This window comes from Kribbella sp. CA-245084 (assembly GCF_050942355.1).
Lineage (GTDB): Bacteria > Actinomycetota > Actinomycetes > Propionibacteriales > Kribbellaceae > Kribbella.
Window position 1 is genome coordinate 4851023 of the sequence record NZ_CP192053.1, and the last position, 14472, is coordinate 4865494.

Consider the following 14472-nt stretch of genomic DNA (forward strand, 5'->3'; position numbering starts at 1 on the left):
GGAGGTCGCCATGTGGCGCTCAGTTCTGCTGCACGAGTTCGAAGATCGCAACGTCCGATCGTTTCAAGGCCTACCCGGCAGCCTGTCGCCGGGCTCGCTCGCGCTGAGCCCGTCCGAAGGCATCATCCTGATCGCACCGGGCCGCAGTCTCCACTATGTTCTGGAAACTCCCTTGCTCGACGTGATCGGGGTCAGCTGCCGGGTGCGGTTCAGGCATCCTGGTCGAGCCGTCACCTCGTCGGTGCGGATCCTTCGCCTCGGCGACGAGTTCGTCCTGAGTCTCGAACCGTTGACCATGTTCCAGGCTCTGGTCCGCGTCCGGGTCCACCGGGCCTGGCACGACATCGGCCAGCTGCCGAACCCCAGTTCGAGCTTCACTGAACTGGGATTCGACTGGCACACCAGCGGCAAGACGTACATTCGCGTGAACGGGCGGCTCGTCGGCTACCACGATGCTCTGAGTCGAGGATCCCGGCTCACGATCGAGGATGTCGCCTTCGGCTCGCCGGAGTCGCTCGCCACGTCGCCCGACCCGCACTATCAGCTGGGCGAGTTCTCCGTCCGCGCCCTCAGCCGCCACCCACGCTGGCCGCGGCGGCACGTGACAGGTATGCACAAACCCTGACGTCAGACATCTTTGCCCCGGGCCTGTGTGATCGACCAGATGATCCACACACTGAGCCCGATCACCACCAGCGACCACGCCGGTTGGTAGGGAATGAAGAAGAAGTAGTCCAACGCGATCAGGCCCGCGATCACGATGGCGACTGTGCCCGCCCAGGCCCTGTTCGTGAAGACACCGCCTGCGACCAGGATGGCGCCGATTCCCAGCACCAGATGGATCCAGCCCCACCCGACGGTGGAGAGGTCGAACGCGTAGCGCCGGCTGACGACCAGATAATCGTCGTCGAGGATCGCGGCCAGCCCGGCGACCGTGGAGAACGTGCCGATGATGAGCAGGGTGAACCCGGCGAACGCGATGCCGCCCACCGCCCCGCTCGGGACATGATCGCGTGAGTCCGCGTTGTCCAGGTCGTTGTACGTCATCGTGCGGCCCTCCTGGTCATCCGACTTCTGGAACGACGATGCTCCCCCGGTGCCCTACACCGCATCGTCCGGCGAGGAGGAGATGGCGATGGTGGCCAGCGGCGGAGCGCCAGTTGTTCGACCAACCGCCCGAACAGCGCTCCTACGGCCGCCCCGACCAGGACATCGCTCGGGTAGTGCACACCCGTGTACACCCGGGAGAACGCGACGACCGACGCCATCACCCGCAGCGGCGGCCTGAGCCCGGGCAGCACGCCTCCGACGGCGACGGCGAAGGCCGCTGCGGACGCGGAGTGTCCGGACGGAAAGGAGCCCGAGGACGGCATGCGCACCCACCGCTGCACCGGAACGCCGAGGCCGGGCCGGTCGGGCCGGAGGCGTTCGCCCGCGAGCTTCTTGATCGGCTGGTTCACGACGAGGGACGTCGCGCCGATCGCGGTGAGCCCCGACAACGCCGCGCGCCGGCCGCGCGGGCCGCCGCACAGGGCAACGGCACCGGCCACCAGGAACCACAGCTTGGAGAAGTTGGCGAAATCGGACACCCGCCGCAGTGGCTCGTCCAGGACCGGCGTCGACAGCCGCGCCACTGATCGGTAGACGGCGCGGTCGTAGCCGGCCAAGCGGTGCGGCGACTCGTTCACGCAGCGGCTTCCGTCACTCTGTGACCGTCCCGGCCGAGGGCTATGCGCACCAGCTCCGCCAAGCCGTCCCGAAGGCCCTCGGGAGCAAGCGCCGACGGCGACGTACCGGGGTGCTGGGGTGCGATGCGTACCCGGAGAACTCCGGGCCGGATCCGGAAGCGCAGCGGTGTGTCGAGGACGAGCGCCTCCCCGTCGACGCCGGCAGGCAGTTGGCGATCGGCATCGACCTCGAACGACGGAGCCGACCACTCGCGCCAAGGCCGTTGACGATGCCCTTGATCGCCACCCGCGGGCGCCCCCATAACGGTGATGCCGAGTACGCCGTCGTCGATCCGCGGACGGGTGCCGGAACCAACCGCGCGACCGAGTCGGTACCGGTTGTTGGAGACGAGGAGGGCCGCGCCGCCGCGGTGTCCGTCACCGGCCGGCCCGGTCCAGCGCATGTCCAGTTCGCTGCCACCGGCGCCGAGTGCGTCCGGCACGGTATCGAGGATGGTCCGGATCTTGGCGGCGCGATACCCGGTGCGCTGCACCGCTTCGGCGTACAGGCCGAGCGACACGTTGTTGACGAACACCCGGCCGTTGACCTCGGCGAGGTCGACCAGCCGCTCGCCGCCGTCGACGAAGGCATCCAGGGCACCGACCACGTCGTCACGGTCGACCCCGAGGTCGAGCGCGAAGTGGTTGCGCGTGCCCGCGGGCACGCAGGCGTAGGGAAGCGAGAGTTCGGCGGCGATCGCGGCGACGATCGCCTGCGATCCGTCCCCGCCGGCCATTGCCAGTCCGTCAGCGCCCCGGGCGACTGCACCACGGACCAGGGTTTCGAGGTCGTCCCCGCCCTTGAGCTCGATCGGCTCGATGCCGCGGTCGCGCGCCTCCTTGGCGATGGCGAACCGTGCTGCCTTTCCGCCACCGGACCGTGGATTGAAGAACAGCACCGGATGCTCCGGGGGCGGCACGCGCGGCAGATCCACGTGCGCGGCAAAGCTGGCTCGAGTCGCCGCCAGAGTGACCAGGAGCCCCGCCAGGACGAACAGATCAAGACCGAACTTCCCGCCCACAACGACGAAGATCACCGCACCGGCCAGCGCCAGCGCTGCCACGGCCAACCCCAGCACGCGCGCGATCCCTCTTCGCAACACGCCGAACCACGCCGCGACAGCAGCGATCACGACGCAGGCCAGCACACCGAGCCCCCGCGGAAACTGACTCACGGCGACCGCCACGGCAAGCACGGCCGTCGCCGCCCCTACCACCAGCGCCACAACCGCCGCCATCCGGCGCCTCACGAGATCCACCCCATCGGCCCGCCTCGGAATGTCCGCTTCGGCGCCGAGTCCCGGCGCCAGGCCCATCCTGTGCGGCCGCCACGCGCGCGGCATCCCACACCCGGGATGATGCGGCGACCCCTGGGTCTGCTGAATCGTCGGCGGAGTACGCGGATCGCAGGGTGGGGACCGGGCTCGTCCGACGAGCCGGGGCCGGCGACGGCGAGAAGGGCGGCCGATCATGCCAACGACTGTTGAACACCTGACGCTGGACGAGCGCAGCGCACGCGGTCTGGCGGCGCGCGCGCGAGCCAATCCGGACAGTCACACCGGGTGGACTCCCGCCCCCGACCGGCCGGACCCGGTGGCGCTCATCGAAGAGCAGAACCTGCGGCGTGACGCGGACCTGCTCCCGGTGCGGCACGGCCGGATGATGGCATCACCGTTCACGTTCTACCGCGGTGCTGCCAAGATCATGGCCGCGGACCTCGCGGACACGCCGACCGCCGGTCTCGAGGTCCAGCTGTGCGGTGACGCGCACCTGTCGAACTTCGGCGTCTTCGCCTCGCCGGAGCGCAACCTGGTGTTCGACATCAACGACTTCGACGAGACGCTCCCGGGCCCCTTCGAGTACGACGTCAAACGTCTGGCAGCGAGTCTCACGGTGGCCGCCTCCAACAACGGGTGCTCGAAGTCGGACGCCCGTGCGATCACGAAGGCCGCCGTCAGGTCCTACCGGGAGACGATGGCCGAGTTCGCCTCGATGGGAACCCTCGACGTGTGGTACGCCCACACCGCCGAGGACCAGATCAAACAGTCGGTCACCGCCTTCCTCGCCGACGGCAAGGGCAAGCACAAGGGCGAGGCCAAGGGCAAGGGCAAGCACAGCGGCGACACGGACGGCACGACCAGCATGACCGGCAAGCAGCGGAAGGAAGCGACGAAGCGGTTCGAGAAGAACGCGCAGAAGGCCCACTCCCGCAACAGTGACCAGGCGCTGTCCAAGCTCGGCGAAGAGGTCGACGGCCGCTACCGCATCGCCAGCGCCCCGCCGGTGATCGTCCCCGCGCGTGACCTGCACACGGCGTACGGCATCAAGCCCGGAGAGCTCGAGGACGTCGTCTTCGAACTGTTCCGGGATTACCGTTCCACCCTTCGGCCCGACGTCCGGCAACTGCTCGAGCGCTTCGAGATCATCGACTGGGCCCGGAAGGTCGTCGGCGTCGGCAGTGTCGGAACCCGGGCGTTCGTCGTCCTGCTGCAGGGTCGTGACCGCGGCGATCCGCTGTTCCTCCAGGTCAAGGAAGCCACCAGGTCGGTGCTCGAAGGACCCTTGCGCAAGAGTGCGTACAGGCAACCGGGCGAGCGAGTGGTCCAGGGCCAGCGCTTGATGCAGGCCAGCAGCGACATCTTCCTCGGCTGGTCCAAAGGGGTGCAGGCCGATCGCTACTACTACTGGCGCCAACTGCGCGACATGAAGGGCTCTGCGCTCGTGGAGCTGATGGCGCCCGCGACGCTGGCCTTCTACGCCCGCACCTGCGGATGGACCCTGGCCCGTGCGCACGCACGATCGGGTGACGCGGTGTCCATCTCTGCGTATCTCGGCGACGACGATGCCTTCGACCAGTCGATCACCGACTTCTCCGAGCGGTACGCCGCCCAGAACGAGCAGGACTTCGCAGACTTCACCAATGCGATCAGCACGCACCGGATCGAAGCCATCCAGCAGGTATGACCCGGGGGGGACACCATGAAGCTGGTGCCCGAGTCGTTGCGGGGCTACCACTCGGCCTGGCTGACCCGCGACATCATCGCCGGTCTGACGCTGGCCGCAGTGGCGATCCCCGAGGTGATGGGCTACACGTCCATCGCCGGTACGCCGATCGTCACCGGGCTGTACACCATCATCTTCCCCACCCTCGTCTTCGCCCTGCTCGGCTCCTCGCGGCTGCTCGTCGTCGGCGCGGACTCGGCCACCGCCGCGGTGCTCGCCGCGGGCCTGACCGGTCTCGGCATCGCCGGGGTCACCCCAGGATCGTCCGACTGGCTTGCCTTCACGAGCCTGACGGCGCTCGTCTGCGGGGTGCTGCTGATCGTGGCGCGGCTGCTGCGACTGGGCTTTGTCGGGGATTTCCTCAGCGCGTCCGTACTGATCGGGTTCCTCACCGGTGTCGGCATCCAGGTGCTGTCAGGGCAGATCCCCGACATACTCGGCATCCCGAAGGGCAAAGGCGGCTGGTTCGAACAGCAGTGGCACTGGATCACCTCACTGTCCTCGGTCGAGCTCGGCACACTCGCGTTCGGCCTGAGCACGATCGTGATCATCCAGCTCTTCAAGCGCTTCATCCCGGTCGTACCGGGTGCCATTGTCGCCGTCATCCTGCTGACTGCCATCTCTGCCCTGACCGACGCGCACACGCACGGCGTGGCCGTGGTGGGCGCCGTCAAAGGCGGCTTCCCACCGCTCGGCCTGCCGTCGGGAATCTCGTGGTCGGACGTCACCAAGGTGCTGCCGACCGCCGTGTCCTGCGCCGTGCTGATCATCGCCCAGAGCGCTGCCACCTCTCGCAGTTTCGCGTTCAAGCACGGAGATGCGGTCGACATCAACCGGGACATCGTGGGGCTCAGCGGGGCCAGCCTCGCCGCCGGCCTCAGCGGCACATTCGTGGTCAACGGCAGCCCGACCAAGACGCAGATCCTCGACGAGCAGAAAGGGCGCACCCAGCTCGCCAACCTGACGATGGCGGCGGTCGCGCTGGTGTTCACGCTGTTCTTCACCGGGCTCCTGGCGGACATGCCCAAGGCAGTGCTCGCCGGGATCGTCTTCCTCATCGGCGTCAGCCTGATCGACCTGCCCGGTCTCCGGCTGCTATGGATGCGACGCAGGAACGAGTTCGTGGTGGCCCTCATCACGACGGTCACGGTCTTCGCCGTGGGCGTCGAGCAGGGAATCATCCTCGCCGTCCTGCTCTCGCTGCTCGACCTCGTCCGGCGGCAGTACACGCCGGGCGACTACGTGATCGGTCAGGACCGGGCCGGCGAACCGACCTATCAGCCGGCGGTGCCAGGGGCGCAGAGCCTGCCCGGCCTCGTCGTGTTCCGGTACGACGCGGAACTCTTCTACGCCAATGCCAACCGCTTCGCCGACGACCTCGAGGCAGTGATCTCCGGCGCGCCTGACCCCGTCCGCTGGGTTGTGCTGGACTGCGGCGCGATCGATGACATCGACTATTCGGCCGGCGCGACCCTGGCCAACCTCGTCAAGTACTGCCAGGCGCACAGCGCCCGCTTCGTGCTCGTCCGGCCCGATACCCAACTGCTCGCGACGCTCCGTTCATACCAGACGCTCGACGCGATCGGAGAGGACAACATCTTCCCGACCCTTGCGGAGGCCTTCCGCGCCTACCGGGCTGACCCAGCTGCGAGTACGCCGTGATGGTCCTGGACAGGAGAACAGACTTATGAGCGAGACCGGCATGGCAGCGTCTTCGGCGACCGGCGTCGAGGCTGCGCCGTACACGCTAACGGCCGAGGCGGTGGTTGCCGCGGCCGGCTCCGATGCCGAGGCGGGGCTTGCGGGAGCCGAGGCGACCAGCCGGCTCTCGTCGTACGGTCCGAACGAGATCGCCGCGGAGAAGCCGCCGTCGCTCTGGACCGTCGCCGCCCAGCAGCTGCGCGACCCGATGAACCTCATGCTGGTCGCCGTCGTGGTCGTCAGCCTGCTGATCGGGGAACTCTCGACCGGCATCATCGTTGCCCTGCTCATCCTGCTGAACGTAGGACTGGGCACCCGTCAGGAGCTGACGGCACGGGCGAGTGTCGATGCCCTGTCCAACCTGCAGGTACCGCAGGCGCGGGTGGTCCGCGACGGCGAGGTGGCGATGATCGCGGCCACGCAGGTGGTCCCGGGCGACATCGTCCAGGTCGAGGCGGGCGACATCGTGCCCGCCGACGGTCGCATCGTCCGGTCCGCGACGCTCGAGGCGCAGGAGGCCGCGCTCACCGGAGAGAGCGCGCCGATTGCCAAGGGCACCAGCGCGCTGGCCTCCTCCGACGTCGGCCTGGGCGACCAGACCAACATGTTGTTCCAGAGCACTTCCGTGACCCGGGGCACCGGCACGATCGTGGTCACCGCGACCGGAATGCAGACGCAGATGGGCAAGATCGCGACGATGCTGACCTCGGTGACGCGCACCCGGTCACCGCTCCAGCGGGAGCTGGACTCGCTGACGAAGGTCCTCGGACTCGTTGCCTGGGGCTCGGTTGCGGTGATCGTCGTGGTCGGCCTGATCCGTGGAACGCCGGCCAAGGACCTGCTGCTGCTCGGCACCGCCATGGCCATCTCGGCGATACCGACCGGCATGCCGGCGTTCGTCTCGGGCCTCCTCTCGCTCGGTGCGAAGCAGCTGGCCGAGTCGAAGGCCGTGGTGAAGAACCTCACCGACGTCGAGACTCTCGGTGCCACCAGCGTGATCAACACCGACAAGACCGGGACGCTCACGCTGAACCAGATGATGGTCTCGACGCTGTACGCGAACGGGACGTGGTTCACCGTTGACGGAGAGGGATACCGCACCAGCGGCGCGATCCGTTCGGTGGCCGGCGGCCCGGTGCCCGACTTCACCCGGCTCGGCCTCGGGCTGGCCCTCGACAGCGACGCGGTCGTCGGCTACGACGGCTCGGTGATCGGCGACCCGACCGAGGCGGCGCTGGTGGTGCTGGCGGCGAAGATCGGTATCGACGCGGAGGAGACACGGCGCAGATACCCGCGGCTGTCGGAGGTCCCGTTCGATTCCGAGTACAAGTTCATGGCGACGTTCCACCGGGTGACCGTCGACGGTGCCGAGCAGGTCATCGAGCTGATCAAGGGCGCACCGGACGTCGTCCTCGCGCGATGCAGCCAGGCGGGTGGACCACTCAGCGGCTCGCAGGTCCCGATCGCGGAGTCGCAGGACGATATCGCCGCGGCCAACGAACGGATGGGCCGCAAGGGTCTGCGCATCCTCGCGTTCGCGGCCCGGCTGGTCGCCGACCACGAGCTGACCACGATGACCGACGATCCGATGTCCTTGACGCAAGGGCTGTCGTTCGTCGGGCTGGCGGGCATCATCGACCCGCTGCGCGCGGAGGCCAAGAGCGCGGTCGGTACGGCGCTTGCCGCCGGCATCGACGTACGCATGATCACCGGTGACCATGCGGTCACGGCTCAGGCGATCGGCGCGGAGCTGGGCCTCGGGCCCGGAGCGATCAGCGGCACGGAACTGGTGGCGCTCTCCGACGAGCAGCTGAAGCATCAGCTGCCCGCACTGCATGTGTTCGGAAGGGTCACTCCCCAGGACAAGCTGCGGCTCGCCCGGGTCATGCAGGAGGAGGGCATGATCGTCGCGATGACCGGCGACGCCGTCAACGATGCGGCTGCCCTCAAGCAGGCCGACATCGGGGTGGCGATGGGAAGCGGCAGCGAGGTCACCAAGCAGGCCGGACGGATGGTGCTCACCGACGACAACTTCGGCACCCTCGTCCACGCTGTGGAGATCGGGCGGCGCGTCTACGACAAGGTCGTCTCGTACGTGCGCTACCAGATGACGCAACTGCTGTCGCTGGTCTTCCTCTTCCTCGCCGCCACCGTGTTCGACATCAATGACGGGGTGGCGATGACCCCGCCGATGGTGCTGTTCCTGTTGTTCTTCGCCACCGCCGTCGGTGTCGTGATCATCGCTGTCGACCCCGGCGATCCCGACGTCATGCATCGTCCACCGCGCGACGCCGGCGTACCGATCACGAACCGGAGCGCCGTGATCATGTGGATCTGCTATGCCTTGGTGCTGTTCGTCGCCACCTTGCTGCCGCTGGTCGCGGGGCCGGACGAGCTGAGTACGACGCACGGCACCGTGTCGATGACGATGACCTTCGTAGTGATGGGGCTGGGGACCACGTTCAACGCCGTGGTCAACCGTCGCGACCCGACCAGCGGTCTGACACCACCGATCGTGAAGGCCCTGGCGATCGGCCTGATCCCCGTCGTCCTGCTGTTCCTGGCGACCCAGCTGCCGACGATCCAGAGCGGGCTGCTCACCGTCTCGCTCTCTCCGCGACAGTGGCTCACCTGCATCGGCCTGGCCGCGATCCTCCCGATCGTCGTCGAGCTGGGCAAGGTGGTCAGGAGGCGCGGGCAGCAGCAGCGTACGGCGCTCGGGCCGGAGCACGCCGTCGCGCCGGCCCGTGCCCGGAGCGCGCCTGGAGCCTAGGTCCCGGGCATTCCGGCTCGTCCGCTCGGGGTGATGCACAACGCTCTGTGGGGCGGTCGACTGGTGTCGGCCGGTGACGGCGAAGGCAGGAGACAACGCATGACATCTCGCGAGCAGCGGATCGCCGACTTCATCGAGCCGTTCCGGGTCGAACCGGGCTCGAAGGTCAACCTGGCCAAGGACTTCGAGCCGGACTTCAGGGGCACGATCCATTCCAAGAAGCGCGGCCGCAAGCTGCTGAACCAGGGCATCGAGCTGCTGGCCGAATACCAGTCCCGGCTGTACGCGCAGCACACCCACGGTGTGCTGGTGGTGCTGCAGGCGCTCGACGCCGGCGGGAAGGACGGCACCATCCGCCATGTCATGACCGGAGTGAATCCGCAGGGTGTGGCCGTGAGCAGCTTCAAGGTCCCCTCCAACGAGGAGCTGGATCACGACTATCTGTGGCGCTACGGGCTGCGCCTACCGGAACGCGGTCAGATCGGCATCTTCAACCGATCGCACTACGAGGAGGTCCTCGTCGTCCGCGTGCACCCCGAACTCCTCGACCGGCAGAAGCTCCCGAGCGGCTCCCACCAGGGACTGTGGAAACGGCGCTTCCGCGAGATCAACGAGTGGGAGCGAACCCTCACCGACAACGGCATCAAGATCGTGAAGCTCTTCCTGAACCTGTCCAACGAGGAGCAGCGGACCCGCTTCCTGCGCCGGATCGACCTGCGCGACCACAACTGGAAGTTCTCCGCGGCCGACATCCGCGAACGCGAGTACTGGGACGACTACCAGCGCGCGTTCTCGAAGATGCTGTCCAGGACCAGCACCGCGTGGGCGCCGTGGTACGTGATTCCCGCCGATCGCAAGTGGTACGCGCGCATCGCCGCGGGCGCCGTGATCGCGAACACATTGATCGAGATCGATCCTCGCTACCCCAAGGTCGGCAAGCGGGCGCGGGCCGCGCTGCAGGAGATCAAGCTCGACCTCGAGGCACAGGCCGGGGAGGGCGTGGCGGCCGATCCGTTCGAGGAAGAAGAGTAGACCGAGGAGAGGTACGACGACGGTGGCTCACGACAGCGACCATCCGGCGATCCATTCGGCTTGGTGGCAGGAGTACGTGCCTGGTGCGGGCGTGGCCAGGTCGTACCAGCGGGCGTGGCTGGCCAAGGACGTCGTCGCCGGCCTGGTCCTGTCCGCGCTGCTGGTGCCGCAGGGGATGGCGTACGCCGAGCTTGCCGGCCTGCCGCCGGTGACCGGGCTCTACACCTCGATCCTGTGCCTGCTCGGCTACGCGGTCTTCGGCCCGTCCAGAGTGCTGGTACTCGGTCCCGACTCGTCGCTGGGCCCGATGATCGCGGCGACGATAGCGCCGCTCCTGCTGGCCAACGGCGATCCCGCTCGGGCCGTCGCGCTCGCGTCGATGCTGGCGGTGATGGTCGGTGTGGTGATGACGGTCGCCGGGCTGGCCCGGTTCGGGTTCGTCGCGGACCTGCTGTCGAAACCGACCCAGATCGGCTACATGAACGGGCTCGCGCTGACCATCGTGATCGGTCAGTTGGCCAAGCTGTTCGGGTTCTCGGTCGACGCCGACGGGCTGCTGGCCGAGGCCGGCGCCTTCTTCTCGGGGCTCGCGGACGGAGCCGCCAACGCGACGGCCGCGATCCTCGGGGTCGGTTCGCTCGCCGGCATCCTGCTGCTGAATCGATTCCTGCGCAAGCTGCCGAGCGTCCTGATCATCGTGGTGCTCGCCTCCGTCGTGGTCAGCGCGTTCGACCTGCAGTCCCACGACGTCGACACGGTCGGCAAGCTCCCCCAGGGTTTCCCGCCGTTCACTGTCCCGGGGGTCGGCTGGAGCGATCTGCCGCCGCTGTTCGTCGGGGCGCTGGCCATCGCCGTCGTCGCGCTGGCCGACACGATGTCGACAGCTTCGGCGTTCGCCGCTCGCAGGGGCGACCGGGTGCGCGGGAACCAGGAGATGGTCGGCATCGGCGCCGCCAACATCGCGGCCGGGTTCTTCCAGGGCTTCCCGGTCAGCACCAGCGGGTCCCGCACGGCCGTCGCCGAGCAGGCCGGTTCCCGGTCCCAGGTGACCGGCATCGTCGGCGCCGCGACGATCACCGTGGTCCTGGTCGTCGCCACCTCCCTGATGCAGTACGTGCCGCAGCCGACCCTGGGCGCGATCGTCATCGCCGCGGCGTTGTCACTGGCCGATATCGCCGGGACGCGCCGGCTGTGGCATCAGCGGCGGACCGAGTTCGGGCTGTCCGTCATCGCGCTGCTCGGCGTCGCCCTCCTGGGTGTCCTGCCCGGCATTCTCATCGCCGTCGGCCTGTCCATCCTGAACGTCTTCCGCCGCGCCTGGTGGCCGCACCAGGCCGAGCTCGGCCGGGTGGAAGGAGTCGCCGGCCTGCACGACACCAAGAGCTATCCGGACGCCGAGCTTCTCCGCGGTCTGGTCGTCTACCGTTTCGACGCACCCCTGATCTTCGCGAACGCCCGGATGTTCGGTGAGAAGGTGCGGGAGATCGCCTCGGACGACCCCGAGGTCCGGTGGATCATCGTGGCCGCCGAGCCGATCACCGACGTCGACACCACGGCCTCCGACATGCTGCAGGAGCTGGACGCCTGGCTCAACGCGCGCGATGTCTCCCTGGTGTTCGCGGAGATGAAGGACCCGGTCCGCTCGAAGATCGAGCGGTACGAGCTCACCCGCACGATCAACCCGGCGCACTTCCTCCCGACACTCGACGCGGCGGTCGCGGAGTACGTCCGGCAGACGGGCGCGAGCTGGCGCAGTCCGCAGCCGAAGACCGACGACGAGGGTTCGCGGCGGTGAGCCGGATCATCCTTCGAGGGTGACGACCCGGGGTCGCGCACGTTCGAACCTGGGCTGACATCGAGGATGGAGGACGTCATGCCTGAGCAGTTCCAAGGATTGATCAACGTCGATATTCGCGACTCCGAGCCGGACTGGACGCCGTTCGAGCCGCCGAGGGCGCCGGACGGCGCGCCGAATGTCGTCTACATCGTCCTGGACGACGTCGGCTACTCGGCCATGAGCTGCTACGGCGGGCCGATCGAGACCCCCAACATCGACGCGATCGCTGCTCGCGGGGTGCGCTTCACCCAGTGGCACACGACGGCGCTGTGCTCACCGACCCGGTCGTGTCTGCTGACCGGCCGCAACCACACGCGCAACAGCATGGCGTGCATCACGGAGGCGGCGATCGGATTCCCGAACGCGAGCGGCACGATCCCGCCGGAGAACGGGATGCTGTCGGAGATCCTCGGAGAGCGCGGCTGGAACACCTACATGGTGGGCAAGTGGCACCTGTGCCCGACCGACGAGATGAACCTCGCCGCGACCCGGCGCAACTGGCCGACCGGCCGTGGCTTCGAACGGTGGTACGGCTTCCTGGGCGCCGAGACGAACCAGTGGTATCCCGACCTGGTCTACGACAACCACCCGGTCGCGCAGCCGCGCTCGCCCGAGCAGGGCTACCACCTCACCGACGACATCACCGACAAGGCGATCGAGTTCATCAAGGACGCCAAGGCGATCGCTCCGGACAAGCCGTTCTTCCTGTATTACGCACCCGGCGCCTGCCACGCACCTCACCACGCGCCGAAGGAGTGGATCGACAAGTTCGCCGGCCACTTCGACCAGGGGTACGAGGCGATGCGGGAGGAGACCCTGGCCCGCCAGAAGAAGCTCGGTCTGGTGCCGGACAACACCGAACTGCCTCCGGTGAACCCGATCGGCACCCCCGAATCGCGCAGCGGCCCGAACCACCAACCGTTCCCGATCCTGGACTACACCCGTCCGTGGGCGTCGCTGAACGCCGACGAGCGACGCCTGTTCGCCCGGATGGCCGAGGTGTACGCCGGATTCCTCGCCCACGCGGACCACCACATCGGCCGGTTGCTCGGGTACCTCGAGCAGACCGATCAGCTCGAGAACACCATGGTCGTGGTCGTGTCCGACAACGGTGCGAGCGGCGAAGGCGGCCCGAACGGCTCGGTCAACGAGATGAAGTTCGCCAACGGTATCGACGACGACCTGGCGGAGAACCTGGCCAAGCTCGACGACCTGGGCGGCACGAGGACGTACAACCACTACGCGAACGGCTGGGCGATGGCCTTCAACACGCCGTTCAAGATGTGGAAGCGCTACGAGTTCACCGGTGGCACCGCGGACCCCTGCATCATCTCGTGGCCGGCGGGTGCTCCGGCGCATGGCGAGCTCCGCCACCAGTACCACCACGCGATCGACATCGTCCCCACGATCCTCGATGTCCTGGGCATCGAATCCCCCGAGACGATCAAGGGACACACCCAGTCCGACCTCGACGGAATGAGCATGCGGGCCAGCATGGACGACGCGAGCGCCGACTCCGGACGGCGGACGCAGTTCTACTCGATGCTGGGATCCCGCGCGATCTACCACGAGGGCTGGAAGGCGGTCACCACCCACCCGACCATCGCCGGTTGGGGCGACTTCAACGCCGACGAGTGGGAGCTCTACCACGTCGAGACCGACCGCTCGGAGACCAAGAACCTCGCGGCGGAGCAACCGGACAAGCTGCGCCAACTGGTGAACGGCTGGTACGCCGAGGCCGGCTCGAACAAGGCCTTCCCGCTCGATGACCGCTCCGCGGTGGAGATCCTCGGCACTCCGCGGCCCCAGCTCACGGCGGCCAAGAACCGGTACGTGTACTACCCGGACACCGCCCCGGTCTCGGAGTGGCAGGCGGTCAACACCCGGAACCGGTCGTTCGCGATCGGCGCGCTGGTCGACATTCCCGCCCCGGGGGCCGAAGGTGTGCTGTTCGCGATGGGTGCTAGGTTCGGCGGCCATGCGCTGTACGTGAAGAACAACCGGCTGCACTACGTGAACAGCTTCGTCGGCGCGATCGAGCAGCAGGTCGTCGGAACGAAGGACATTCCCACCGGCACGAACCTGGTCCTGTCGGCCGCGTTCGAGAAACAAGGGATGGAGCGCGACGGCGCGACCGGCACCCTCTCGCTCTACCACGGGGACGAGAAGGTCGGCGAAGGCAGCATCAAGACCCAGCTCGGAGCCTTCGCCATCGCCGGCGCGGGTCTGTACGTCGGCAGGCACAACGGCGAGCCGATCACCGACGACTACCCGGGCGAGCCGCCGCACCACTTCACCGGCGGCACGATCAACCGGGTGGCCGTCGACGTCAGCGGCGAGCCGTACCTGGATCTCGAACGCGAAGCCGCCCTGATGCTGATGCGAGAGTAGGAGACCCC

10 protein-coding genes are annotated in these 14472 nt (G+C 68.0%); 7 read left to right on the plus strand and 3 right to left on the minus strand.

Annotation, left to right across the window (positions count from 1 at the left end):
- The first annotated feature begins 10 nt into the window (after positions 1-10).
- Positions 11-625 carry a hypothetical protein gene (locus ACQPYH_RS23295; protein WP_432875027.1) on the plus strand — a complete coding sequence of 205 codons (615 nt, stop codon included), beginning with the start codon at positions 11-13 and terminating at the stop codon, positions 623-625.
- Positions 626-627: 2 nt separating this feature from the next.
- On the opposite strand, the gene ACQPYH_RS23300 is transcribed toward ACQPYH_RS23295, so the two are convergent.
- The 3 genes from ACQPYH_RS23300 to ACQPYH_RS23310 are packed head-to-tail and all read right to left on the minus strand — an operon-like array spanning position 628 to position 2977.
- Complete coding sequence (locus tag ACQPYH_RS23300) at positions 628-1047, minus strand: DUF7144 family membrane protein (protein ID WP_432875030.1); 420 nt, start codon at positions 1045-1047, stop codon at positions 628-630.
- Positions 1044-1688, minus strand: coding sequence for a phosphatase PAP2 family protein (locus tag ACQPYH_RS23305; protein ID WP_432875033.1), 645 nt, complete (start codon positions 1686-1688; stop codon positions 1044-1046). The genes ACQPYH_RS23300 and ACQPYH_RS23305 overlap by 4 nt, the downstream gene beginning before the upstream one ends.
- Positions 1685-2977 (minus strand): diacylglycerol/lipid kinase family protein, encoded by a 1293-nt coding sequence (locus ACQPYH_RS23310; protein WP_432875035.1) that lies wholly within the window; start codon positions 2975-2977, stop codon positions 1685-1687. Before ACQPYH_RS23310 ends, ACQPYH_RS23305 begins: the two co-directional genes overlap by 4 nt.
- Positions 2978-3197: 220 nt before the next feature.
- Between ACQPYH_RS23310 and ACQPYH_RS23315 the strand changes: the two genes are divergently transcribed.
- From ACQPYH_RS23315 to ACQPYH_RS23340, 6 genes are all read left to right on the plus strand, one after another.
- A complete protein-coding gene (locus tag ACQPYH_RS23315) occupies positions 3198-4691 on the plus strand; it encodes a DUF2252 domain-containing protein (RefSeq protein ID WP_432875038.1) in 1494 nt (497 codons plus the stop codon).
- A gap of 15 nt (positions 4692-4706) precedes the next feature.
- A complete protein-coding gene (locus ACQPYH_RS23320) occupies positions 4707-6392 on the plus strand; it encodes a SulP family inorganic anion transporter (protein ID WP_432875040.1) in 1686 nt (561 codons plus the stop codon).
- Positions 6393-6417: 25 nt separating this feature from the next.
- Positions 6418-9204: a cation-translocating P-type ATPase gene (locus tag ACQPYH_RS23325; protein ID WP_432875043.1), complete on the plus strand. Its 2787-nt coding sequence runs from the start codon at positions 6418-6420 to the stop codon at positions 9202-9204.
- A 99-nt stretch (positions 9205-9303) separates the two neighbouring features.
- Positions 9304-10236, plus strand: coding sequence for a polyphosphate kinase 2 family protein (locus ACQPYH_RS23330; RefSeq protein ID WP_432875045.1), 933 nt, complete (start codon positions 9304-9306; stop codon positions 10234-10236).
- A gap of 22 nt (positions 10237-10258) precedes the next feature.
- Positions 10259-12031 (plus strand): SulP family inorganic anion transporter, encoded by a 1773-nt coding sequence (locus tag ACQPYH_RS23335; protein ID WP_432875048.1) that lies wholly within the window; start codon positions 10259-10261, stop codon positions 12029-12031.
- 78 nt (positions 12032-12109) lie between these two features.
- Entirely contained in the window at positions 12110-14464 is a 2355-nt protein-coding gene (locus ACQPYH_RS23340; protein ID WP_432875051.1) for an arylsulfatase, read from the plus strand.
- Positions 14465-14472: the final 8 nt, after the last annotated feature.

Bases quoted from the DNA above. Each gene is read 5' to 3' on its own strand.
- ACQPYH_RS23295 (WP_432875027.1), top strand. From the start codon at position 11: ATGTGGCGCTCAGTTCTGCTGCACGAGTTCGAAGATCGCAACGTCCGA.
- ACQPYH_RS23325 (WP_432875043.1), top strand. From the start codon at position 6,418: ATGAGCGAGACCGGCATGGCAGCGTCTTCGGCGACCGGCGTCGAGGCT.
- ACQPYH_RS23330 (WP_432875045.1), top strand. From the start codon at position 9,304: ATGACATCTCGCGAGCAGCGGATCGCCGACTTCATCGAGCCGTTCCGG.
- ACQPYH_RS23300 (WP_432875030.1), bottom strand. From the start codon at position 1,047: ATGACGTACAACGACCTGGACAACGCGGACTCACGCGATCATGTCCCG.
- ACQPYH_RS23320 (WP_432875040.1), top strand. From the start codon at position 4,707: ATGAAGCTGGTGCCCGAGTCGTTGCGGGGCTACCACTCGGCCTGGCTG.
- ACQPYH_RS23340 (WP_432875051.1), top strand. From the start codon at position 12,110: ATGCCTGAGCAGTTCCAAGGATTGATCAACGTCGATATTCGCGACTCC.
- ACQPYH_RS23315 (WP_432875038.1), top strand. From the start codon at position 3,198: ATGCCAACGACTGTTGAACACCTGACGCTGGACGAGCGCAGCGCACGC.